The organism is Actinomyces timonensis DSM 23838 (assembly GCF_000295095.1).
Classification (GTDB): Bacteria; Actinomycetota; Actinomycetes; order Actinomycetales; family Actinomycetaceae; genus Actinomyces; species Actinomyces timonensis.
This window is the reverse complement of the sequence record NZ_JH806634.1, coordinates 184034-206166: the sequence shown is the minus strand read 5'-3', so window position 1 is coordinate 206166 and position 22133 is coordinate 184034. Positions and strand designations below refer to the sequence as shown.

Annotated in this window: 18 protein-coding genes; 4 read left to right on the top strand and 14 right to left on the bottom strand. The window is 71.9% G+C overall.

Annotated elements, in window-relative coordinates; translation table 11 throughout:
• Nucleotides 1-12 precede the first annotated feature (12 nt).
• Genes aztB through A1QA_RS14550 form a run of 4 tightly spaced genes read left to right on the top strand, consistent with a single transcriptional unit; the run spans nucleotide 13 to nucleotide 4526 of the window.
• Nucleotides 13-912 (top strand): zinc ABC transporter permease AztB, encoded by a 900-nt coding sequence (gene aztB, locus A1QA_RS0111205; RefSeq protein ID WP_208853921.1) that lies wholly within the window; start codon nucleotides 13-15, stop codon nucleotides 910-912.
• Entirely contained in the window at nucleotides 909-2228 is a 1320-nt protein-coding gene (locus A1QA_RS0111200) for a hypothetical protein (RefSeq protein ID WP_017178998.1), read from the top strand. Before aztB ends, A1QA_RS0111200 begins: the two co-directional genes overlap by 4 nt.
• Nucleotides 2225-3139, top strand: coding sequence for a metal ABC transporter substrate-binding protein (locus A1QA_RS0111195; RefSeq protein ID WP_017178997.1), 915 nt, complete (start codon nucleotides 2225-2227; stop codon nucleotides 3137-3139). The genes A1QA_RS0111200 and A1QA_RS0111195 overlap by 4 nt, the downstream gene beginning before the upstream one ends.
• Nucleotides 3140-3185: 46 nt before the next feature.
• A complete protein-coding gene (locus A1QA_RS14550; RefSeq protein WP_017178996.1) occupies nucleotides 3186-4526 on the top strand; it encodes a hypothetical protein in 1341 nt (446 codons plus the stop codon).
• A gap of 256 nt (nucleotides 4527-4782) precedes the next feature.
• Here A1QA_RS14550 and A1QA_RS0111185 read toward each other — a convergent pair whose 3' ends face one another.
• From A1QA_RS0111185 to A1QA_RS0111120, 14 genes are read right to left on the bottom strand one after another with little or no spacing between them, the layout of a single operon-like run.
• Complete coding sequence (locus tag A1QA_RS0111185) at nucleotides 4783-5889, bottom strand: polyprenyl synthetase family protein (RefSeq protein ID WP_026048892.1); 1107 nt, start codon at nucleotides 5887-5889, stop codon at nucleotides 4783-4785.
• A complete protein-coding gene (gene nuoN, locus A1QA_RS0111180) occupies nucleotides 5886-7448 on the bottom strand; it encodes an NADH-quinone oxidoreductase subunit NuoN (protein WP_017178994.1) in 1563 nt (520 codons plus the stop codon). Before nuoN ends, A1QA_RS0111185 begins: the two co-directional genes overlap by 4 nt.
• A complete protein-coding gene (locus tag A1QA_RS0111175; protein ID WP_017178993.1) occupies nucleotides 7445-8995 on the bottom strand; it encodes a complex I subunit 4 family protein in 1551 nt (516 codons plus the stop codon). Before A1QA_RS0111175 ends, nuoN begins: the two co-directional genes overlap by 4 nt.
• Nucleotides 8996-9009: 14 nt before the next feature.
• The gene (nuoL, locus tag A1QA_RS0111170; protein ID WP_026048891.1) at nucleotides 9010-11019 is read right to left on the bottom strand and encodes an NADH-quinone oxidoreductase subunit L; all 2010 of its coding nucleotides are present in this window, start codon (nucleotides 11017-11019) and stop codon (nucleotides 9010-9012) included.
• Between the two features lie 19 nt (nucleotides 11020-11038).
• Nucleotides 11039-11338 (bottom strand): NADH-quinone oxidoreductase subunit NuoK, encoded by a 300-nt coding sequence (nuoK, locus tag A1QA_RS0111165; RefSeq protein WP_017178991.1) that lies wholly within the window; start codon nucleotides 11336-11338, stop codon nucleotides 11039-11041.
• Entirely contained in the window at nucleotides 11335-12339 is a 1005-nt protein-coding gene (locus tag A1QA_RS0111160; protein WP_017178990.1) for an NADH-quinone oxidoreductase subunit J, read from the bottom strand. The genes nuoK and A1QA_RS0111160 overlap by 4 nt, the downstream gene beginning before the upstream one ends.
• The gene (gene nuoI, locus A1QA_RS0111155; RefSeq protein ID WP_017178989.1) at nucleotides 12336-13028 is read right to left on the bottom strand and encodes an NADH-quinone oxidoreductase subunit NuoI; all 693 of its coding nucleotides are present in this window, start codon (nucleotides 13026-13028) and stop codon (nucleotides 12336-12338) included. Before nuoI ends, A1QA_RS0111160 begins: the two co-directional genes overlap by 4 nt.
• Nucleotides 13021-14451 carry an NADH-quinone oxidoreductase subunit NuoH gene (gene nuoH / locus A1QA_RS0111150; RefSeq protein WP_017178988.1) on the bottom strand — a complete coding sequence of 477 codons (1431 nt, stop codon included), beginning with the start codon at nucleotides 14449-14451 and terminating at the stop codon, nucleotides 13021-13023. Before nuoH ends, nuoI begins: the two co-directional genes overlap by 8 nt.
• Nucleotides 14448-17210, bottom strand: a complete 2763-nt coding sequence (locus A1QA_RS0111145) for an NADH-quinone oxidoreductase subunit G (RefSeq protein WP_026048890.1) — start codon at nucleotides 17208-17210, stop codon at nucleotides 14448-14450. Before A1QA_RS0111145 ends, nuoH begins: the two co-directional genes overlap by 4 nt.
• Nucleotides 17211-17213: 3 nt before the next feature.
• Nucleotides 17214-18566 (bottom strand): NADH-quinone oxidoreductase subunit NuoF, encoded by a 1353-nt coding sequence (gene nuoF, locus A1QA_RS0111140; protein ID WP_017178986.1) that lies wholly within the window; start codon nucleotides 18564-18566, stop codon nucleotides 17214-17216.
• Nucleotides 18563-19318 (bottom strand): NADH-quinone oxidoreductase subunit NuoE, encoded by a 756-nt coding sequence (gene nuoE / locus A1QA_RS0111135; protein WP_017178985.1) that lies wholly within the window; start codon nucleotides 19316-19318, stop codon nucleotides 18563-18565. Before nuoE ends, nuoF begins: the two co-directional genes overlap by 4 nt.
• Nucleotides 19318-20706 (bottom strand): NADH-quinone oxidoreductase subunit D, encoded by a 1389-nt coding sequence (locus A1QA_RS0111130; protein WP_017178984.1) that lies wholly within the window; start codon nucleotides 20704-20706, stop codon nucleotides 19318-19320. The genes nuoE and A1QA_RS0111130 overlap by 1 nt, the downstream gene beginning before the upstream one ends.
• Nucleotides 20706-21485: an NADH-quinone oxidoreductase subunit C gene (locus tag A1QA_RS0111125; protein WP_017178983.1), complete on the bottom strand. Its 780-nt coding sequence runs from the start codon at nucleotides 21483-21485 to the stop codon at nucleotides 20706-20708. The genes A1QA_RS0111130 and A1QA_RS0111125 overlap by 1 nt, the downstream gene beginning before the upstream one ends.
• Nucleotides 21482-22102, bottom strand: coding sequence for an NADH-quinone oxidoreductase subunit B (locus A1QA_RS0111120; RefSeq protein ID WP_017178982.1), 621 nt, complete (start codon nucleotides 22100-22102; stop codon nucleotides 21482-21484). The genes A1QA_RS0111125 and A1QA_RS0111120 overlap by 4 nt, the downstream gene beginning before the upstream one ends.
• Nucleotides 22103-22133: the final 31 nt, after the last annotated feature.

Below are 22133 nucleotides of genomic sequence, written 5' to 3'. Positions count from 1 at the left end.
GAGGAGCATAGCGTGACAAGTGCGAACGATTATCGTTACCCTGCGCTCGTGCACTACCTCCTCGACCCGCTCTCCCTCGGGTTCTTCACCAACGCCCTCGCCGGCGGCGTCCTCGCGGCGCTCGTCTGCTCGGTCGCGGGCACCTGGGTCGTCATCCGGGGCATGGGGTTCCTCGGGGAGGCTATCGGCCACGGGATGCTCCCGGGCGTCGCGATCAGCGCGCTCATCGGACTGCCGACGCTCGCGGGGGCGGCGCTCAGCGCCACCGCCATGGGCGTCCTCGTCGCCGTCCTGTCCCGGCGCGCCCGCCTCTCCCAGGACACCGCGATCGGCATCACCTTCGTCCTCATGCTCTCCCTGGGTGTCATCATCGTGTCCCGGTCGCGCTCCTTCGCCACGGATATCACCGCGATCCTCTTCGGCGACATCCTGGGGATCGGGAACGACGAGGTCACCGTGCTCATCGGCACGCTCGTCGTCGTCCTCGTCGTGGGGGCGCTCATGATCCGGCCACTGACGGCGCTGTCTCTCGATCCCGGTATCGCGCTCACCCTCGGGATGCGCCCGGCCCTCGCGCAGGCCGGCCTCACGCTCCTCATCATCGCCGCCGTCGTCGCCTCCTACCGGGCCGTGGGAACCCTGCTCGTCGTGGCGCTCCTCGTCGCCCCGCCGGCCACGGCCGCGCTGTGGTCGAGGTCGATCCTCGCGATGACCGCCTGGGCCTCCCTCATCGCCAGCGCCTGCGTCGTCGTGGGCCTCTACATCTCGCTGTACGCCGACACCGCGGGCGGCGCCACCATCACCGCCACCGCCGCGGGCGTCTTCCTGGCGGCCTCCGGGGCCGCCGCGCTCATCGGCGCCCGGCGCCGCTCGGGCCGTCCCACCCCCGTAACCGCGAAGGAGCACGCGTGAGACTCCCCCAGACCTCCCCGCGCATCGGCGCCAGCAGTGCCTGCCCCACCGGGCGCGCCTGCCGGACCAGCCGCGCCAGCCGGATCAGCACGGCCGCCCTCGGCCTCCCCCTGGCCGCCGCCCTCGCCCTGAGCGCCTGCTCGTCGGGCTCGCCCGCTGGCGGCTCTGGCAGCGCCGCGAGCGCCCCCGCGTCCGACGCCACAGCCTCCGCCGACGCCACCGGAGCGGGCCATGGCCACGTCGACGGCGCCACCGAGCTGCAGGAGGCGCCCCTGTCCCTCGTGATGGCCTCCTCCGACGGCCAGGTGAGCCTCCTCGACCTCGGCGCCGACGGCGCCGCCCCCGCCACCATCGCCTCGGCGCCGGGGCTCACCGCCACGACGTCGGACTCCCGCTTCGTGGCCATCACCGGGGCGGACGGGGCGACGAGCCTCGTCGATTCCGGCGTGTGGACCTGGGACCACGGCGACCACCAGCACTACTACCGCGCCGAGGCCCGGGATCTCGGACCCCTGGGAGTCAGCGGGACGACCAGCGTGGCCTCCACCAATGCCCGCACCGTCATCGCCTCGGGCACCACCGCCACGGTCCTGGACCGCCAGGCCCTCGGGCAGGGCACCCAGACCCCCGTGGCCACGGCCACCATCGACTCCGGCTCCTTCGCCGCTCCCCTGGGCGATCGGACGGTGCTGGTGGCCGGGGGCCAGGCGAGCATCGTCGATGACTCCGGCCAGGCCGTCGGCCAGGGCATCGCCTGTCCCTCGGCGTCGGGCGGCGCCCTCACCCGGGCGGGCATCGTCGTCGGCTGCCAGGGCGGGGCCGTCATCGCTCCCGAGCCCTCCTCGACCGCGACCGCCGAGCCCCCCGCTCCGACGTGGGCGCCCCTGCCGGATGAGGCCGCGGGGGCGCGGATCGTCTCGATGTCCAACCGCGCCCGCCGATCCCAGGTGGCGGCCCTCGACGACGCCGGCGGCGCCTGGCTGCTCAGCGTGAGGGACGCGTCCTGGACGCGTGTGGCCTTCGGGGCGCCCGTCGTCGCCGTGTCCGCGATGGATGATACCCACAAGCGCGTCGTCGGCGTCGACGCCGAGGGTCGCGTGCGCGTGTGGGCCGATGGCGCCGAGGCGACGGTCACCGAGCCCATCGCCGATCCCACTCTCGCCGCGGCCACCGGGGTCCAGGTCACCCCCAGGCGCGCCTACCTGCCCGGCGCCGATGGCGCCTCCGTCCTGGAGATCGACGCCGCCGACTCCGCCCGCGTGGCCCGCACGATCCCCGCGGCGGGTCTGGTCGCCTTCGAGGTGGTCGGCGCATGAGGCGCCGGGACCTGCTCGCGCTCCTCGCGCTGACGCCGCTCGGCGCCGTCGCCGCCTGCGAGGACCGCAAGGACGGCGGCGACAAGCCCTCGATCGTCGTCACCACGAACATCCTGGGAGACGTCGTCACCCAGGTGGTCGGCGACCAGGCCAGCGTCACCACCCTCATGGCCCCCAACGCGGACCCGCACTCCTTCGGCGTCTCGGCCAAGCAGACCCTCGCGATGCGTGAGGCCGCCCTCCTCGTCACCAATGGCCTGGGTCTGGAGGAGGGGCTGGCCAGCAATATCGAGAGCGCCAAGAGCGACGGCGTCACCCTGTTCACCGCCGGGGACCAGTTCACGCCCATCGAGTACTCCTCCGATGACGCCTCCGGCCCCGACCCCCACTTCTGGACCGACCCGACAAGAATGATCGACGTCGTCAACGGCCTGGAAAGCGCCCTGGGAGGCGTGGCGGGGATCGACGCCACCGCCCTGGCCGCCTCGGCCACGGCCTACCGGGACAAGCTCACCGCGGCCGATCAGACCATGACCACCCGCTTCGCGACGATCCCCGAGGACAAGCGCGCCCTGGTCACCAACCACCACGTGTTCGGCTACATGGCGGCCCGCTACGGCTTCCGCCTCATCGGCGCCGTCATCCCCGGCGGCTCCACGCTCGCCGCGCCCAGCGCCTCGGACCTGGAGGAGCTCTCGACGGCGGTGCGCGAAGCCGGCGTGAACGCGCTCTTCGCCGACACCTCCCACTCCGACCAGCTCATCACCGCCTTCAAGAACTCCACCGGGCAGGACATCCAGGTGGTCGCCCTGTACACCGAGTCCCTGTCCGTCCCCGACGGCGAGGCCCCCACCTACCTGGACATGCTCTCCGTCAACACAGACCGCATCACCTCGGCCCTCACCGCGTGAGCGCCGTCCCCTGCCGATGACGCGACCCACCCAGAAAGGACCACTCATGTCATCCTCCACCTCGTCACGCCCGCGCCTGGCCGGCGCATCGCGGCGCGCCGCCGTCATCGCCGCCCTGAGCGCCACGGCCCTTGCCCTGGGCGCCTGCGGCTCGGCGTCCACCGACTCCTCGGCCACCACGGCCGCCTCCGCGAGCGCCTCCGGTGAGGCCCACGAGCACAAGCACGGCTCGGACCGCTTCGTCTTCGCCTACGACGGCGGGGTCAAGGTGGTCGACGGCTCCACCCTGGAGGAGGTCGCCGACTTCCCCATGAGCGGCTTCCTGCGCCTCAACCCCTTCGGCGACAACGAGCACGTCCTGGTCACTACCGAGTCCGGATTCCAGGTCCTGTCCACCGGCGCCGGCGGCGGCGAGGCCAAGCTCACCGACCTCGTCTTCCCGGCGAACAAGGGCGGGCACGTCGTCCCCCACGGCGAGTGGACCAGCCTGTTCGCCGACGGCAGCGGCGAGATCACCCTCGTCAAGGCCGACGCCCTCGGCCACGACGCCGATGAGACCGTCACCGCCCTGCCCGACACCGAGAAGATCGCCTCCGAGGAGGCCCACCACGGCGTGGCCGTCAAGCTCTCCGACGGGACTGTCATCCGCACCCTGGGCAACTCCGAGTCCCGCAAGGGCGCCCTGGCGCAGGATGCCTCGGGCACGGAGATCACCCGCAACGAGGAGTGCCCCGGCGTCCACGGAGAGGGCGTCATGAAGGACGAGGCCGCCATGCTCGGCTGCGAGAACGGCGTCCTGCTGTACAAGGGCGGCGCCTTCACGAAGATCGCCAGCCCCGACGCCGACTACGGGCGCGTGGGCAACTCCTACGTCACCGACTCCTCCCCCATCGCCGTCACCGACTACAAGGACGACCGCGACGCCGAGGGCGTCAACCTGCACCGCGTGGGCCTGCTCGACTCGGCCGCGGGCTCCTTCAAGGTCGTCGACATGCCCTCCGGCGTCGAGTACACGTGGCGCGGCATCAAGCGCGACGGCGACGACAACGCCTGGGTGCTCGGCACCGACGGCGCCCTGCACAAGCTCGACGTCGCCTCCGGCTCCTTCACCGACTCGATCCCGGTCATCGCCGCCTGGGAGCCGCCGGCCAAGTGGCAGGACGCCCACCCTGCGCTCCAGATCTCCGGCTCGACCGCCTGGGTGACCGAGCCGAGCACCAACAGCGTCTACAAGGTCGACCTCACCAACGGGGAGAAGACCTCGAAGGCCTACTCGGTGACCCCCAACGAGGTCGCCTTCGCCAAGCACACGCACGCCGACGGCTCCGAGCACCACGACGAGGGCGAGGAGCACGACCACGAGCACACCGCCGAGGCCACGCACTGATCGCCTCTCCGGCGCACGCGCCCAACTGACAGCGGGCCCCGCGGCAACAAGCCGCGGGGCCCGCTTCGTGCGCTTAGGAGGGCGGCGGTGCGCCGCGTCCGCAGGGCTGGCATCGGGTCTATTCGAGGCTTCGCCCCTCCTACGCGCCGCCATCGGCTCGGGCACTCGAGCAAGCTCGGCGCCGCTCGCCTCAGTTGCGCGTGGCGGGGGACCGCCCGAGGACGCGGCGCACCACCGCCCTCCGACCGACGCCTTCTCAGGCCGCGCGGTCGACGAGCTGGTGGGCGAAGTCCTCTAGGAGGCCCCGCACGACGCGGGCGCGCTCGCGGGCGCCGGCGAGGGCGGTCTCCAGGTCCTCCCCGGCGACGCCGTCAACGGCGAGGCGCTCGCGGGTCGCTGCGAGGACCGCCTCCTCCAGGCCCTCCAGGCCGGCGACGGCGTCGTCGGCCCAGGACAGCGCCATCTCGCGGGTGCGCTGCAGGACGGGGTGGGCGCGCAGGCGCTTGACGACCCTGGCGAGCATGGCGGGATCGTGCAGGTCCGCGGAGGACAGGTCGGAGAGGATCGACTGGCCAGCGGCGTCGAGCTCGCCCGCGGCCAGTGCCTTGCGCAGCAGGAGGACGGGCATCGTGTCCACGCCCTCGAGGAGGTCCGTGCCGGGGGTCTTGCCGGTGGTCTGGGAGTCGGAGGCGAGGTCGATGACGTCGTCGGCGAGCTGGAAGGCGATGCCGATGCGCTCGCCGAACTCCTCGACGATGGCCTCGACCCCGGCGCCCGCACCGGTGAGCATGGCGCCGTAGCGGGCGGAGACGGCGATAAGCGAGCCGGTCTTGTCCGCGAGCACCTGGATGTAGTGGTCAACGGGGTCGGTGCCCGCGGGGCGACCGAGGGTCTCGTGGAGCTGGCCGGTGCACAGGCGCTCGAAGGTCCGCGCGTGGGCGAGGGTCGCCTCGGGCCCGAGAGCGGCGATGAGCTGGGAGGAGCGGGCCACGAGGATGTCGCCCGCGAGGATGGCCGCCGAGTTGCCCCAGACGGTCTGGGCGCTGGGGGCGCCGCGCCGCAGCGGGGCGTCGTCCATGACGTCGTCGTGGTAGAGCGTGGCGATATGCGTGAGCTCGACGGCGACGCCCGCGTCTCTCACCGCCTCGCCCGTGGCGCGCTCGGGGTCCCCGAGCTGGGCGGTGAGCAGCACAAGGGTGGGGCGCAGACGCTTGCCGCCGGCCCTGGCCAGGTGGGAGGTGGGAGGGTTGATGGTCTCGTCAGCGTTGCTGACGATCATCATGAGCCGCTCCTCCACGGCGTCAAGGGCGGGGGCCATGCGGCCCTCGAGTTCCGGGGCGCTCAGTGGCAACGGTGTGGTCACGGGATGAGCATAGCCGCGCGGTCGAGCGTCGTGAGCACGGCCTGGGGCAGGACGCCGAGGGCGATCGTGGCCAGGACGGCCATGGTGATCGCGGCGGCCGCCATGCCCTGGGAGTCGACGACGGCGACGCCCTCGCCCTCGGGGTCGCGGAAGTACATGAGCACGACGAGCCTGAGGTAGAAGAAGGCCGTGGCCGCCGAGCTCGCGACCGCGATGACGACGAGCCAGGTCGCCCCGCCACCGACACCGGCGACGAAGAGCCGGAACTTCGCGATGAACCCGCCGGTGAGCGGGATGCCCGCGAAGGACAGCAGGAAGACCGTCATGGCACCGGCCAGCCAGGGGCTGCGCCGGGCGAGGCCCCGGTAGTCGTCGAGGCTCGTGGCCTCCGCGCCCGCGCCCCCGCCGTGGGACTCGCGCACGAGCGACACGATGCCGAAGGCGCCGACCGTGGCGATGCCGTAGGCCAGGGCGTAGAAGAGGATCGCGGGGGCCGCGGCCTTGTTGTAGGCGATGATGCCGATGAGCATGTAGCCGGCGTGGGCGATCGCCGAGTAGGCGAGCATGCGCTTGACGTCGCGCTGGACGATGCCGACGACGGTGCCGACCGCCATCGTGACGATGGCGATGGTCCACAGGACGGGCGCCAGGTCCCAGCTCAGCCGCCCGCCGACGGTGAAGAAGAAACGCAGGAGCGCGAGGAAGGCGGTCGCCTTGACCCCGGCGGCCATGAAGCCGGTGACCGGGGTGGGCGCTCCCTGGTAGACGTCCGGGCTCCAGGCGTGGAAGGGGGCGGCGGCGATCTTGAACAGGAGGCCCACGAGCACGAGCGTGACGCCGGCCAGCACGAGCCAGTCGGCGCCCGGGACGGCGCCGGCCACGGCTGCGGCCAGTTCGCTGTAGAGCACGGAGCCGGAGGCGCCGTAGAGGAGGGCCGAGCCCATGAGGAGGAAGGCGGAGGCGAAGGCCCCCAGGACGAAGTACTTCATGGCGGCCTCCTGGCTGAGCAGGCGGCGGTGGCGGGCCATGGCGGCCATGACGTACAGCGGCAGAGAGACGAGCTCGAGCATGACGAACAGCGAGATGAGGTCGCTGACGACCGGGAAGAGCATCATGCCGGCCAGTGAGAACAGCGTGAGGGGGAAGACCTCGGTGGCGACCCACCCGGCGTGGATGGACTCGCTCTCCTCGGCGCTGCCGGGGCGGTCGGCGGCCTGCGCGGCGAAGGCGGAGTCGCCGAGCTCGGTGCGGTCCGAGATGACGAGGATGGACAGCAGGCCGATGATGAGCAGGACGCCCTGGGCGGCGATGCCGAAGTTGTCCTCGTTGAAGCCGGTGGCGACGTAGTCGGGCTTGGCGCCGTCGACGACGATTCCCCACCGCCACACGAGGGCGACGATCGCGCCGAGGATGGCGGCCACTGAGAGGGCCGTCTGGGTGAGGTGCCTGGCGCGACGCGGGATGAGCGCCTCGACGAGCACGCCGAGGATGGCGGTTCCCAGGATGATGAGGACCGGGACGAGGCCGGCCCAGTGGATGGACGGGGCGGTGAAGCTCACTTGCTGCTCCCTTCCGTGACGGGGGCCGTGGCGGCGGACTGAGAACCCGCCCCGGTCATGGTGGCGGCGGTCTGCGCTCCGACGCCGTCGAGGATGCCGGTCAGGGCGGCGGGCGCCAGGCCGAGGACCAGCATGGCGACGATGATGGGGGCGACGACGACGCGCTCACGGCCGTCGAGGTCCTGGCTGCCGACGCGCTCGGCGGCCGGCGCCCCGGTGAAGACCCTCTGGTAGGGCAGGAGCATGTAGACCGCGGCGATGATGACGCCCAGGAGCGCGAGGATCCCGTAGACGGGCTTGGCGGAGAAGCTGCCGGTGAGGACCATCCACTCGGGGATGAACCCGGACAGGCCCGGCAGGGCGATGGACGCCAGGCCGGAGAAGAGGAAGGTCCCGGCGATGAGCGGCATGACCCGGGCGATACCGCCGAGCTCGCTGATGCGCACCGTCCCCGTGCGCCGGGCCATGAACCCGGTGATGAGGTAGAGGCCGGCGATCGACAGCCCGTGGGCGACCATGTAGACCATGGCGCCGACGGCGGCCACCTGGTTGCCGATGAAGATCCCCAGCACCATGAAGCCGAAGTGGCTGATGGAGGTGTAGGAGATGAGGCGGTAGAGGTGGTCCTGGCCGATGGCGGCCAGCCCGCCGTAGATGATGCCGACGATCGCCAGCGGCAGGATGACCGGCGCCGCCCAGCGGGAGGCCTCGGGGAAGAGCGGCAGGACGATCGCGATCATCCCGTAGGTGCCGATCTTGTCCAGGACGCCGATGAGCAGCACGGAGGTGCCGGGGGTCGCCTGCTCGGCGGTGTCGGGCAGCCAGGTGTGCAGAGGCACCATCGGGGCCTTGATGGCGAAGGCGATGAGGAAGGTGACGAAGATGCCCCGGGTCACGCCCGTGGAGGAGGTGAGCCCCTGGGACAGGTTCTGGATGAGGTAGTTCTCGTCGCCGCCGGGCCCGTACACCGTCAGCGCGACGACGCCGATGAGCATGACGAGCCCGCCGGCCAGGGAGTACAGGAGGAACTTGATGGCGGCGCGGCGCCGGTCGGGCCCCCCGTAGCGGCCGATGAGGAAGTAGACGGGGATGAGCATCGCCTCGAAGACGAGGTAGAAGAGGAGGACGTCGCGCGCGGTGAAGATGACGACGATGAAGGCCTCGAGGGCGAGGATGAGGCTGGCGAAGCCGGCCTGGCGATCGGCTGGGATCTCGCCCCAGGAGGCCAGGAGCACGATGGGCACGAGGAAGACGGCCAGGAGGAGCATCGCCAGGCCGAGGCCGGTGACGCCCAGCGCCCAGGAGACGCCCATGGCGGGGATCCAGTGGCGGGTCTCGGCGAGCTGGTAGACGGTCCCGGCGTGGGGGTCGAAGAGGATGGCGGCCCAGATGCCCAGGCCGAGCTCGGCGATCGCGATGGTGAGGCCGAGGCCGCGCGCCTGGCCCCGCAGGGCGGGAATGGCCAGGAGCAGGGCCCCGATGAGCGGGACGAGCACCATGACGGAGAGCACGGGGTAGGCGCCCGTGGCGACGGTGAGTGTCTGCATGTGGCTGTGTCCTCTCAGAACCTGGTGGCCAGGACGGCGATGAGGGCCAGGACGGTGCCGGCGGCCATGTAGCCGGCGTAGGAGCGCACGTACCCGGACTCGGTGCGGCCGACGAGCCGGCCGAGCGCGGCGGTGCCGGTGGCCAGTCCCTCGACGGCGCCGTCGACGACGTAGCGGTCGGAGGCGTTGGCGGCCAGCACAAGGCCCTGGCCGGGCCGCATGGCGATGGCCTCGTTGATGGCGTCCTGGTGCATGTCCTTGCGCGCCGCCTCGACGAGGGCGCCTCCCGGCTGGACGACGGTGGCCACGGGGCGGGCCGCGTACATGAGCCAGGCGGCGAGCGCGCCGACGATGACGAGGCCGAGGGTGGCCCCCATGATGACCGTGGCGGGCAGGACCGGCTCGCCGTGCTGGGCGTGGCCGGTGACCGGCTCGAGCCAGGTGACGAAGGTGTCGCCCGCGGCCAGGGCGCCGCCCAGGCCCATGGAGAACACGGACAGGATGAGCAGCGGGAGGGTCATCATCCATCCCGACTCGTGCGGATGGACGGGGCCCTCGATGTCTTTCTCCGTGGTCCAGCGGGCCTTGCCGTGGAAGATCATGAAGAAGAGGCGGGACATGTAGAAGGCGGTGATGCCGGCGCCCACGAGGGCGATGGAGCCCAGGATCCAGGGCTTGGCGCCCTCGCCGATGAAGGCGGCCTCGATGATCTTGTCCTTGGACCAGAAGCCGCTGAAGGGCGGGATCCCGAGGATCGCGAGCCAGCCGATCCCCATGGTGGCCCAGGTGATCGTCATGGCGGTGCGCAGCGCCCCGAAGCGGCGCATGTCGACCTGGTCGCCCATGGCATGCATGACGGAGCCGGCCCCGAGGAAGAGCTGGGCCTTGAAGAAGCCGTGGGTGAGGAGGTGGAAGATGGCGAAGGCGTAGCCGATGGGGCCCAGGCCCGCGCCGAGCATCATGTAGCCGATCTGGCTCATGGTGGAGGCGGCGAGCACCTTCTTCATGTCGTCCTTGGCGCAGCCGATGATCGCGCCGAGCAGGAGGGTGATGGCGCCGACGATCGCCACCGCGAGCTGGGCGCTGGGGGCGCCGCCGTAGATGGTGCCCGAGCGCACCATGAGGTAGACGCCGGCCGTGACCATCGTGGCCGCGTGGATGAGGGCGGAGACGGGCGTGGGGCCGGCCATGGCGTCGCCCAGCCAGGCCTGGAGCGGGAACTGGGCGGACTTGCCGCAGGCGGCCACGAGGAGGAAGAAGCCGATGGCGGTCAGCCAGCCGGTGGTCACGCGGCCCGAGGCGGCGGCGGGCAGGACGGCGTCGAAGGCGACGGAGTGGACCTGGGAGACCATCGCCATCATGGCCGCCAGGAGGCCCATGTCCCCCACGCGGTTCATGATGAAGGCCTTCTTGGCCGCGGTGGCGTTCTCCATGGACTTGTCGTGCTCGGCGCGCGGGCCGTCGGCGTCGGCGGTGTTCCAGAAGCCGATGAGGAGGTAGGAGGCCAGGCCCACACCCTCCCAGCCGACGAAGAGGGTGATGTAGGAATCGCCGAGCACGAGGGTGAGCATCGCGGCGATGAAGAGGTTGAGGTAGGCGAAGAAGCGGCGGCGGTCGCGGTCGTGGCTCATGTAGGCCACCGAGTACAGGTGGATGAGGGAGCCGACGAAGGTGACCAGGCCGACAAAGGTCAGCGACAGCGGGTCGATGCGCAGGCCGACGTCGATGCTCAGGCCCCCGGCGCTGAACCAGTGCCACAGCTTGGTGCCCATGATCCGCTTGTCCTCGGTCATGCCCGCGACCTGGGCGATGATCGTCAGGCCCAGGACGGCGGAGAAGACGGCGGCGGCCAGCCCCAGCCAGTGGCCCCAGGAGTTGGAGCGGCGGCCGGCGATCAGCAGGATCGCGGCGCTGACGGCCGGCACCGCGATGAGGAGCCAGGCCAACTCCGCCGCGCCGGTGGCGGCGTGGGTGGCGTGCCCGGCGGAGACGGCGGGTGCCAGTGCGAGGGGAAGTGCGCCCATCATGCTCACGTCAGCCCCTTCAGTTCTTGAGCAGGTTGATGTCGTCGACCGACACTCCCCTGCGGGTTCGGAAGATGGACACGACGATGCTCAGCCCCACGACGACCTCCGCGGCGGCCACGACGATGACGAAGAAGGCGAAGATCTGCCCCGTCAGGTTGCCGTGGACGCGGGAGAAGGTGACGAGCACGAGGTTGACGGCGTTGAGCATGAGCTCAACGCCCATGAGCTCGATGATCGCGTTGCGGCGCAGCAGCACGGTGAGCGCGCCGAGGGCGAACAGGATGATCGCCAGGATGATGTAGAGGCCGATGCTCACTTGTCCTCCTCCTTCGCCTCGGTCAGGCTCGGGTCGGCGGCCGGGGCCTCGGGCAGGGCCGGGGCGGCCATGGGCTGAACCACCGCGGGGGCGGCGGCGCCGGGCATGGAGGCCATGCCGGACTGGGCGATGCGCGCCTCCGTGCGGGAGCGGATCTGGCCGGCCCTCGCGGCGGCCGCGGTCTCGGGAGAGATCTCGGCGAGCTCGTAGCCCAGATCCCGGGCGCGCAGGACGCGCGGGATGGATTCCTCGACGGCGGCGCCGTCGGCGTCCAGGGCGGGGGCGGCCGCGGAGTTGGTGGCGGCGTAGACGCCGGGCATGGGCCGCTGGCCGGGGTGGGTTCCCTTGACGGCGTAGTCGCGCAGCTTGTCCTGGGCGATCCTCGCCTGGGAGCGCTTGGGGCGGATGCGCTGGCGGTGCGTGAGGGTGAGCGCCCCCAGGGCCGCCACGATGAGGAGCATCGCGGTGAGCTCCATGGTGACGACGTGGCGGCTGAACAGGGCGGTGGCGAGCTCGGCGGGTTCGGCGGCCGAGCCGGAGTCGAGCCCGGCGGGGCGCGGCAGGGTGGTCTGCCAGACCGCCAGGCCGAGGGCGCCCGCGAGGGCCGCGCCGGTCAGGGCGATAAGCGGGACCTGCGCCCGGGACGTGGTGGCGCCCACGGGCTCCTCCCCGCCGACTCCGACGAGCATGATGACGAATAGGACGAGGGTCATGATCGCGCCGGTGTAGACCACCACCTGGGTGACGCCCAGGAAGGGGGCCTCGTTGGCGATGTAGAGGATCGCCAGGCCGATCATGATGACGATCATGTTGACCGCGGCCGCGACGGCGCGCTTCGCGGTGAGCAGCCCGACGCCGCAGGCGATGGTCACCAGGGCGACGACGCCGAAGAGGATCGTCTCGCCGAGGGTCACCGTCCCGGTGCTGCTCAGGGCCGCGAGCGCGGGCGCTGTGGGAGCCACGGGCGCCGCTGCCAGCGGGAGGATGATGGGTGAGCTCATCGCACGGCCTCCTTCGGCCTCGCGGGGGCCGCCACGACCTTCGCGGTGGCGAGGGTCGGGTCCTCGGGCCGGTGGGCGCGCACCCAGTCGGCCTGCGCCTGGGTCGGCCCGGTGACGGCGCCGCGGTAGTAGTCGCCGTCCTCGGTGCCCTCGACCATGGGGTGCGGGGCGTCCAGGGCGCCGGCGGGGACGGGGGCGAGGAGGTCGGCCTTCTCGTAGATGAGGCCGGTGCGGGTGGGGCCGACCAGTTCCTCGATCTCGTGGGTCATCGTCAGGGCCCGGGTGGGGCAGGCCTCGATGCACATGCCGCAGAAGATGCAGCGCAGGTAGTTGATCTGGTAGACGCGGCCGTAGCGCTCGCCGGGCGAGTACTGCGCGCCGGGGGCGTTGTCCGCCGCCTCGACGTAGATCGCGTCGGCGGGGCAGGCCCAGGCGCACAGCTCGCAGCCGATGCACTTCTCCAGGCCGTCGTCGTAGCGGTTGAGCTGGTGGCGCCCGTGGTAGCGCGGCATGAGGTTGGCCGGCTCGAAGGGGTACTGCTCGGTGACCGTGGGCCGGAACATCGAGGAGATCGTCACCCCGTACCCGGCCACGGGCGCGAAGGCCCGGGCCAGGGGGCCGGGGGCGTCGCGCAGCCAGCGGTCGTGGGCGGAGGCGCTGGCGCGCGGGGCGGGAGTCTGGTCAGTCATCGGTCCCCTCCTGGGAGGTCGCGGCGGACTGGGGGCGGGCGGCACCCGCTGCGGCGCCCGCCGGGGCGAGGGCGCCGGCGGCCATCGCGGCGGCGCGGCGGGCCCTGGGCGTCACCGGCAGGCTCTGGCCGGGCATCGGCGGGACGGGGTAGCCGCCCGCGTAGGCGTCGAACTCCTCCCCGGGGGCGACGAGGTCGCCGTCGGCACCCCGGCCAGCGCGGGCAGTACCGCCAGCGGCGTCGTCGTCACCGGCGGGCAGGAAGAGCAGGACGAGCATGGCCACGAGGAAGACGGCGGCCAGGACCATGAGCAGGCCCCGCGTGGAGCCGCCGGAGAAGGAGCGGTAGCCCTGGACGACGGCGACCAGCACGAACCATGCCAGGGACACCGGGATGAGGAACTTCCAGCCGAGCTTCATGAAGTGGTCGTAGCGGATGCGCACAAGGGTCCCGCGGGTCCAGATCATGAAGAACATGACGGTCCAGACCTTGCCGATGAACCAGAGCATCGGCCACCAGCCCTCGTTCGAGCCGGCCCACAGCCAGCCGAATCCGGAGTGCCAGCCGCCCAGGAACAGGGTGACGCACACGGCGGAGACGTTGAACATGTTGATGTACTCGCCCAGGAAGTACCAGGCGAACTTCATCGAGGAGTACTCCACCATGTGGCCGGCGACGAGCTCGCCCTCGGCCTCGGGAAGGTCGAAGGGCAGGCGGTTGACCTCGCCGACCATGGAGACGACGTAGATGAGGAAGCTGGGGATCATGGCGATGCCCCACCACATCCTCTCCTGCGCGGCGACGATCCCGGAGGTGGACATCGTCGCCGAGGCGAGGAAGACCGTGAGGATCGACAGGCTCATGCTCAGCTCGTAGGAGATGACCTGCGCGGCGCTGCGCACGGCGCCCAGCAGCGGGTAGGTGGAGTGCGTGGACCATCCGCCCAGGATGATGCCGTAGACGCCGAAGGAGGCGACGGCTAGGACGTAGAGGATCGCCACCGGGAAGTCGGCCATCTGCAGGGGCGTGTGGTGCCCGAAGATGGAGACCTCGGGGCCGAAGGGGATGATCGCGTAGACCATGAAGGCCGTGAAGGCCGTGAGGATCGGGGCCGCCAGGTAGAGGAGCTTCTCAGCGCCGCCGAGCCAGAAGTCCTCCTTGAGGATGAGCTTCGTGGCGTCGGCGATGGCCTGGAAGAGCCCGAAGGGGCCGTTGACGTTGGGCCCGGGGCGGGTCTGCATGCGGGCCAGGCCGCGGCGCTCCACCCACAGGACCATGATGACGGACAGGATGAGGAAGGCCAGCAGGAAGACGGCCTTGAGCAGCGTGAGCCACCAGGTCTCCCCGCTGAAGTCGGCTGTGACGCCCCCGCTCGCGGCGACGGGCAGCGCCGCCGGGGCGAGGATGAGTGACGCGGTGCTCATCGGACCACCTCCGCAGTGGACGTGTTGGGCTGGTCAGTGCCGGTGATGCCGGCGGGCCCGGGGGTCCCGGGTTCAGCGCCGAGGGGAAGGGACACGCGCACGGGCGAGCCGTGGCGGGCGCCGAGGCTCTGGCGCACGGTGGATCCGGCGGAGCACTCGGGGAGCCAGACGACGCCGTCGGCGACTCCCCCGATGACCGCGGGCAGGCGGATCGCGCCTGTGCCGGTGGAGATCTCAACCGTCTGACCGCCGGTGACGCCCAGGCGGGAGGCGAGGTCGGCACCGAGGCGGGCGACGGGGCGCAGGGCCGTGGCGGCGAGGAAGGCCTCGCCGTCCTGGAGGCGCCCGGCGTCGAGCATGGGCTTGTGCGTGGCGAGCACCGCGGCCAGGCCCGAGGGGGCCGACGACGGCGCTGCGGGCTCGGCCGTCTGCGCGGCGGCCTCCTCGCTGAAGGCGACGGCGGGGCGCACGCCCGCCCACAGTCCCAGGCCGGCGAGCTCGGCGTGGAGGGTCTCGAGGCGCTCCACGCCCAGGTCCGAGCCCATCTCGGCTGCGAGCATCCCGAGGACCTGCCGGTCGGTGCGGGTGCGCGAGACGTGGGCCTGCCCGAAGGGGCGCACGCGCCCCTCCCAGTTGACGAAGGTGCCGTTCTTCTCCGCGGGCGGCGCCACGGGGAGGACGACGTCGGCGTGCTCGGAGGCCTCGGAGCGGCGCACCTCCAGCTGGACGGTGAAGGCGGAGGCCGCCAGGGCCGCGCGGGCGAGTCCCGGGTCGGGGAAGTCGCGAAGGTCGACACCGCCGATGACCAGGCCGCCGAGCTCGCCGTCGGTGAGGGCGGTCAGGATCGCGGTGGTGTCGCGGCCGGGCGCCTCGGGAAGCGGACGCGCGTTCTCGCCGGTGGTGGGGATCCCCCAGGCGGCGGCGACCTGCTCGCGGGCGGTGGCGTCGGCCACGGGCCGTCCCCCGGGAAGGAGGAAGGGCAGGGCGCCGGCCTCGATACCGCCGCGCTCGCCAGCGCGGCGCGGCACCCAGGCCAGGCGCGCGCCGGTGGCGGTGGCCAGGGTGTCGATGGTGGTGAGCAGGCCGGGCGTGGCGGCGGCGCGCTCGCCGACGAGGATCGTGGCGCCGTCGGCCTTGAGGGCCTCGACGAGCGCCGGGTGCGTCTGGGTCAGGAGGGCGACGGCGCGGGCCTCGTCGCCGGGGGCGACGAGGATGGACTCGGCGCTCATCTTGGCCTGGCCGGGGGTGAGCACGCTGGTGAGGGAGGCGACCCTCACGCCGCCGGCGCGCACGCCCTTGCGCAGGCGCAGGAAGAGCGAGCCGCACTCGTCCTCGGGCTCCAGGCCGACCAGGAGGACCTGGCCGGCGGTCTCGAGGCTCGTGTAGGTGACAGCGCCCAGGCCCGTGCCGGCCACGCGGGCGGCGAGGAAGGTGTCCTCCTCGGCGCTGTGGTCGCGCACGCGCTGGTCGATGTCGTTGGTGCCCAGGACGGCGCGGGCGAAGCGGGACCAGGCCCAGGCGTCCTCCAGCGTGAGGCGCGCGCCGGGCAGGAGCCCGACCCCGCCGTCGGCGGTGGCGCGGGCCAGGCCCTGGGCGGCCACATCGAGGGCGTCGGACCAGGAGGTGGGCACGAGCTGGCCGGATTCGTCGCGCACGAGCGGCGTGGTCAGGCGGTCGGGAGCGGTGGCCCACTGGAAGGCGAAGCGGTCCTTGTCGGTGATCCACTCCTCGTTGACCTCGGGGTCGTTGCCGGCCAGGCGCCGCAGGACGGTGCCGCGGCGCATGTCGACGCGGATGGCGGAGCCGGAGGCGTCGTGCTCGGTGACCGAGGGGGTGGAGACGAGGTCCACGGGGCGGGCGCGGAAGCGGTAGCGCGCCGAGGTGAGCGCCCCGACCGGGCAGATCTGGATGATGTTGCCCGAGAAGTAGGAGGCGAAGGGGCGCCCGGAGACATCGAGGTCGCCACGGCCCGGGTCGATCGGCCCGGGGGCGAGGCCGTCGGCGGCGCCGGGGTCGCCGGAGGGGCCGGCAAGGCCCTCGGCCGGGGTGAGGCCGTGCGCGCCGCGGATGGACTGGGCGCCAGGGGCGGGCGCCTCGGGGTCGAGGAAGTCGAGGACGGTGGAGTCGAAGCGGCCGATCTGCTCGGAGTAGAGGCCGCCGGAGTGCCCGTCGGTGGCGGGGTGCCCGCCGCCGCGCCCCTGGAGGGCGATGAAGGGGTCGCCGGCGATCTGGTCGGCGAAGCGCACGCAGCGCTGGCACAGGATGCAGCGGTCGCGGTCGAGCAGGACGTTGCTGGTCAGGCGCAGGGGCTTGGGAAAGGTGCGCTTGACGTCGGTGAAGCGGGTGACGGACTGGCCGCCGGTCGCCATGAGCTCCAGCGCCTGGTTCTGCAGGGGGCACTCTCCGGCCTTGTCGCAGATGGGGCAGTCCAGGGGGTGGTTGATGAGGAGGAACTCCATGGTGCCGGCCTGGGCCTTGGCGGCGACGGCGCTCGTGGCCTGGGTGGAGATCTCCATGCCCTCGGTGGCGGTCATCGCGCAGGAGGGCTGCGGCTTGGGCATGGGCCGCACATTGCCCTCGCGGTCCGGCATGGCGACCTCGACGAGGCACTGGCGGCAGTTGGCCGAGGGGCCGAGCAGGGGGTGGTCGCAGAAGCGCGGGATGCGCACGCCGATCTGCTCCGCGGCGCGGATGAGCAGCGTTCCCTTGGCGACCTCGACGGGCACGCCGTCGATCGTGATGTTGACCATCTCAGTCATGACTCACCTGGCGCTTTCGAGGATGGAGGAGGCGCGGTAGGGGAAGAGCTCGCGGGCGGGCGTGGTGTAGCCGGCCTCGAACTCGCCCCGGAACCGCTTGATGCCGGACAGGACCGGGGTGGCGGCGGCGTCGCCGAGGGCGCAGAAGGAGCGCCCGGCGATGTTGGAGGCGATGTCCTCGAGCTTCTCGACGTCGCCGGGCAGGCCCTTGCCGGCCTCGAGGCGCAGCATGATCTGGCGCATCCAGTACGTGCCCTCGCGGCAGGGAGTGCACTTGCCGCAGGACTCGTGCTGGTAGAACTCCGTCCACCGGGCGATGACGCGCACCACGGAGACGGTGTCGTCGAAGACCTGGAGGGCGCGGGTCCCGAGCATCGAGCCCGCCCCGGCCACGGATTCGTAGTCGAGGGGGACGTCGAGCTCGTCGGGGGTGAAGATCGGGGTGGACGAGCCGCCTGGCACCCAGAACTTGAGGCTGTGGCCGGGGCGGATGCCGCCGGCGAGCTCGATGAGCTTGCGCATGGTGATGCCGAAGGGGGCCTCGAACTGGCCGGGGTTCACCACGTGCCCGGACACGGAGAAGATGCCGTGGCCCTTGGAGCGCTCGGTGCCCATGGCGTTGTACCAGTCGGGGCCCTTGGCGAGGATCGCGGGCACGGAGGCGATGGTCTCCACGTTGTTGATCACCGTGGGCCGCCCGTACAGGCCGGCGACGGCGGGGAAGGGCGGCTTGAGGCGGGGGTGGCCGCGGCGGCCCTCGAGGGAGTCGAGCAGCGCCGTCTCCTCACCGCAGATGTAGGCGCCGGCGCCCGCGTGGGCGACGATCCTCAGGGGCTGCTTGCCGTCGAGGCCGAAGCCGGTGGCGAGCAGGCCCGCCTCAGTGGCCTCGCGCACGGCGGCGAGCAGTCGCCGGTAGACGTGGGCGACCTCGCCACGCAGGTAGACGAAGGCGAGGTCCCCGCCGATGGCGCGCGAGGTGATGGCGATCCCCTCGATGAGCGCCTGGGGGTTGGCCAGGATGGTGGGGATGTCCTTGCAGGTGCCGGGCTCGGACTCGTCGGCGTTGACGACGAGGTAGCGGGGGCCCCCGTCCATCGGGGGCAGGAAGGACCACTTGAGGCCCGTGGGGAATCCGGCGCCGCCGCGGCCGCGCAGGTTGGATCCCTTGACGAGGGTGACGAGCTCCTCGGCGCTCATGGTCTTGGCGCGGGCGAGGCCCTTGTAGCCGCCCACGGAGCGGTAGTGCTCCAGGGTCCAGGAGCGGTCCTCGCCCCAGTGCTCGGTGAGGACGGGCGTGAGGGTTCCCGGCGCGGTGAACGCGGGGCCGGTGGGGGCGGCGTCGGCGGTGGTGCTCACTTCGTGTCCTCCTTCGGGCTGGTCCAGCCGTTGGCCGCGGCGATGCGCTGGCCGAGGAGGCTGGGCTCGCCGGCCGAGGGGCCCTCGTCGGCGTGGCCGTCCTCGAAGCCGGCCAGGACGCGCTCGTTGGCGCGGAAGGTCGGCAGGGTGTCCGGCCCGCGGGTGGGGCGGGCGCCCTCGCCGGCGTCGAGCGCGTCGATGAGGGCGACGGCGCTCTCCGGCGTCTGGTTGTCGAAGAACTCCCAGTTGACCATGACGATGGGGGCGTAGTCGCAGCCGGCGTTGCACTCGATGCGCTCGAGGCTGATGCGGCCGTTCTCGCTCGTCTCATCGGAGCCGAGCCCCGTGTGGGCGGAGACGGCCTCCCAGATCTCGTCGCCTCCCATGACGGCGCACAGGGCATTGGTGCACACGCCCACGTGGTACTCGCCCGAGGGGTGGCGGCGGAACTGGCTGTAGAAGGTGGCCACGGCGCTCACCTCGGAGCGGGTGAGCCCGAGCTCCTCGGCGCACAGGGCGATGCCCGCGGGCGAGACGTAGCCGTCGACGCTCTGGATGAGGTGGAGCATGGGGATGAGGGCGCTGCGCTGGTGCTCGGCGGGGTAGCGGCCCTTGATGGCCTCGATGTCGGCGAGGAGCTGGGCGGCGGTGGCCTCGTCCCAGGCGGCGGTGAGGGCCGCGGGGATGACGGGGATGGCGGGGGCGGCGGCCTGGCCGGCCGTGGGCGCCGCGGTGGTCGGGTTCGTGCTCATCAGCGGTCCACGCCTCCCAGGACGGGGTCGATCGAGGCCAGGGTCGGCACGAGGTCGGCGATCATGCCACCCTCGGCCATGAGGGCCAGGGACTGCAGGTTGGAGTAGGAGGGGTCGCGGAAGTGGACCCGGTAGGGGCGGGTGCCACCGTCGGAGACGGCGTGGATGCCCAGGAAGCCCTTGGCGTGCTCCACCTGCTGGAAGACCTGGCCCGCGGGGACGCGGAAGCCCTGGGTGACCAGCTTGAAGTGGTGGATGAGGGACTCCATGGAGCTGCCCATGATCTCGCGGACGTGCTCGAAGGACTGGCCCTGGCCGTCAGTGGCGATGGCCATGCGGGCGGGCCAGGCGATGGTGGGGTCGGCCACCATGGTCGTGTTCGAGGGGTGGTTGCCGCGCGCGGCGATCTCGTCGAGGCGGTCGAGGCACTGCGAGACGATCTTGAGCGACTGGTAGCACTCGTCGACGCGCAGGCGCAGGCGGTTGTAGCAGTCGGAGCGCTCGTAGGTGGGGACCTCGAAGTCGTAGGTCTCGTAGCCGCAGTAGGGGTTGGTCTTGCGCAGGTCGAGCGGGTACCCGGTGGCGCGCAGGCAGGGGCCGGTCAGCCCCATGGCCATCGCGCCGGCCAGCGAGATCTCGCCGACCCCGATGAACCGGGACTTCAGGATCGGGTTCTCCATGAGGAGGAGCTCGAGCTCGTGGATGTCCTTCTTCATGTCCGGCATGACGGAGCGCACGAAGTCGGTCAGGCCCTCGGGCAGGTCCTGGGCGAGCCCGCCGGGGCGGACGTAGGCGTGGTTCATGCGCAGGCCGGAGACCATCTCGAAGACCCGCAGGATGTTCTCGCGGCAGCGGAAGGCGATCGTCATGAGCGTCGTGCCGCCCATCTCGTTGCCGCCGGTGCCCACGGCCACGACATGCGAGGCGATGCGGTTGAGCTCCATGAGGAGGACCCGGGTGACGGTGGCCTTCTCGGGGATGTCGTCGGTGATGCCCAGGAGCTTCTCGACGGCGAGGGCGTATCCGACCTCCTGGAAGAAGGGGGCCACGTAGTCCATGCGTGTCACGAAGGTCTCGCCCTGCACCCAGGTGCGGTACTCCATGTTCTTCTCGATGCCCGTGTGGAGGTAGCCGGTGCCGACGCGGACCTCGGTGACGGTCTCGCCGTCGATCTCCAGGACGAGGCGGAGCACGCCGTGGGTGGAGGGGTGGACGGGGCCCATGTTGACGACGATCCGGTCGTGCTTGAGGCGGTCGGCCTCGTCGCGGGCGGCGATCTGGGCGACGACGTCGTCCCAGTCGCCCCCGGACAGCGTGTACTGGGGGGCGCCGTCGACAAGGTCGTCGGTGGCGGGGCCGGCGGCGGCGAAAGCTGCGGTGGTGCTCATCAGCGGTACGACCTCCGGGTGTCGGCGGGCGGGGTGGTGGCGCCCTTGTACTCGACGGGGATGCCGCCGAGCGGGTAGTCCTTGCGCTGCGGGTGGCCGACCCAGTCGTCGGGCATGGCCGATCGGGTGAGGTGGGGGTGCCCGTCGAAGATGATGCCCATGAGGTCCCAGGTCTCGCGCTCGTGCCAGTCGTCCCCGGGGTAGAGGGAGACGATGGAGGGCACGTGCGGGTCGGACTCGGGGCAGGTGACCTCCAGGCGGATCATCCGCGCGCCGTGGGTGAGGCTCATGAACTGGAAGCAGGCGTGGAGCTCGCGCCCGGCCATGAGGGGGTAGTGGACGCCGTTGACGCCCAGGCACAGCTCGAAGCGCAGGTCCTGGTCGTCCCGCAGGGGGGCGACGACGTCGAGCAGGTGCTCGCGGACGATGAACAGGGTGAGCTCGTCGTGCTCGATGACGACCTTCTCGATGGCAGCGGCCGGGTCGACGCCGGCCTCACGCAGGTCCTCGATGAGGGCGTCGACGGCGCCGTCGAACCAGCCGCCGTAGGGGCGGGTGGCGGCGGGGGCCAGGGTGACGGCGGACTGGGTGAGGCCGTAGCCGGTGGTGTCGCCGGAGTCGGCGGCGCCGAACTGCCCGGCGTGGCGCGAGACGACCTCGACGCGCAGCTCGGGGCGCACGGGGGTGCCGGCGATCTCGGGCACGGCCGGCCCCGCGGGGACGGGGGCCTGGAGCTCCTCGGAGAGGGCGCCGTCGGTGGGCGCGGTGGTGTCACTCATGCGAGCTGGCCCTTCATCTCGGACACGGGTGTGGCGGCGAGGGCGGCGGCCTCGACGGCGCGCGCGATCTCCTCGCGGTGCTTGAGCATGGGCTTGGACTCGATCTGGCGGGTGAGCTCGAGCATGGCGTTGATGAGCATCTCGGGGCGGGGCGGGCAGCCGGGCAGGTAGATGTCCACCGGAACCACGTGGTCGCAGCCCTGGACGATGGCGTAGTTGTTGAAGATGCCGCCGGAGGAGGCGCAGGCGCCCATGGAGATGACCCACTTGGGCTCGGGCATCGAGTCGTAGACGTTGCGGATGATGGGGGCCATCTTGTGGGAGAGGCGGCCCGAGACGATCATGACGTCCGCATGGCGGGGCGAGGCGCGGAAGACCTCCCAGCCGAAGCGGGCCATGTCGAAGCGGGGGGTGCCGGTGGCCATCATCTCGATGGCGCAGCAGGCAAGGCCCATGGTGACGGGCCACAGGGAGCGGGCCTGCCCCAGGTCGGCGAGCTTCTCGACACTGGTGAGCAGGAAGCCGGGACCCTCGACGGACTCGATGGCCTGGGCGGTCAGGTCATCCCGCTTGGAGGGGATGGACCTCATCTTGTCGCGGTAGCGGTTCATGTTCATCGCTGCGTGCCTCTCTTCCGTCGTGTCCCGC

Coding starts and splice junctions, on each gene's coding strand:
- A1QA_RS0111160 (WP_017178990.1), bottom strand. CDS start 12,339: ATGAGCTCACCCATCATCCTCCCGCTGGCAGCGGCGCCCGTGGCTCCC.
- A1QA_RS0111195 (WP_017178997.1), top strand. CDS start 2,225: ATGAGGCGCCGGGACCTGCTCGCGCTCCTCGCGCTGACGCCGCTCGGC.
- A1QA_RS0111125 (WP_017178983.1), bottom strand. CDS start 21,485: ATGAGTGACACCACCGCGCCCACCGACGGCGCCCTCTCCGAGGAGCTC.
- nuoL (WP_026048891.1), bottom strand. CDS start 11,019: ATGGGCGCACTTCCCCTCGCACTGGCACCCGCCGTCTCCGCCGGGCAC.
- nuoH (WP_017178988.1), bottom strand. CDS start 14,451: ATGAGCACCGCGTCACTCATCCTCGCCCCGGCGGCGCTGCCCGTCGCC.
- A1QA_RS0111175 (WP_017178993.1), bottom strand. CDS start 8,995: ATGCAGACACTCACCGTCGCCACGGGCGCCTACCCCGTGCTCTCCGTC.
- nuoE (WP_017178985.1), bottom strand. CDS start 19,318: ATGAGCACGAACCCGACCACCGCGGCGCCCACGGCCGGCCAGGCCGCC.
- A1QA_RS14550 (WP_017178996.1), top strand. CDS start 3,186: ATGTCATCCTCCACCTCGTCACGCCCGCGCCTGGCCGGCGCATCGCGG.
- A1QA_RS0111130 (WP_017178984.1), bottom strand. CDS start 20,706: ATGAGCACCACCGCAGCTTTCGCCGCCGCCGGCCCCGCCACCGACGAC.
- nuoI (WP_017178989.1), bottom strand. CDS start 13,028: ATGACTGACCAGACTCCCGCCCCGCGCGCCAGCGCCTCCGCCCACGAC.
- A1QA_RS0111145 (WP_026048890.1), bottom strand. CDS start 17,210: ATGACTGAGATGGTCAACATCACGATCGACGGCGTGCCCGTCGAGGTC.
- A1QA_RS0111120 (WP_017178982.1), bottom strand. CDS start 22,102: ATGAACATGAACCGCTACCGCGACAAGATGAGGTCCATCCCCTCCAAG.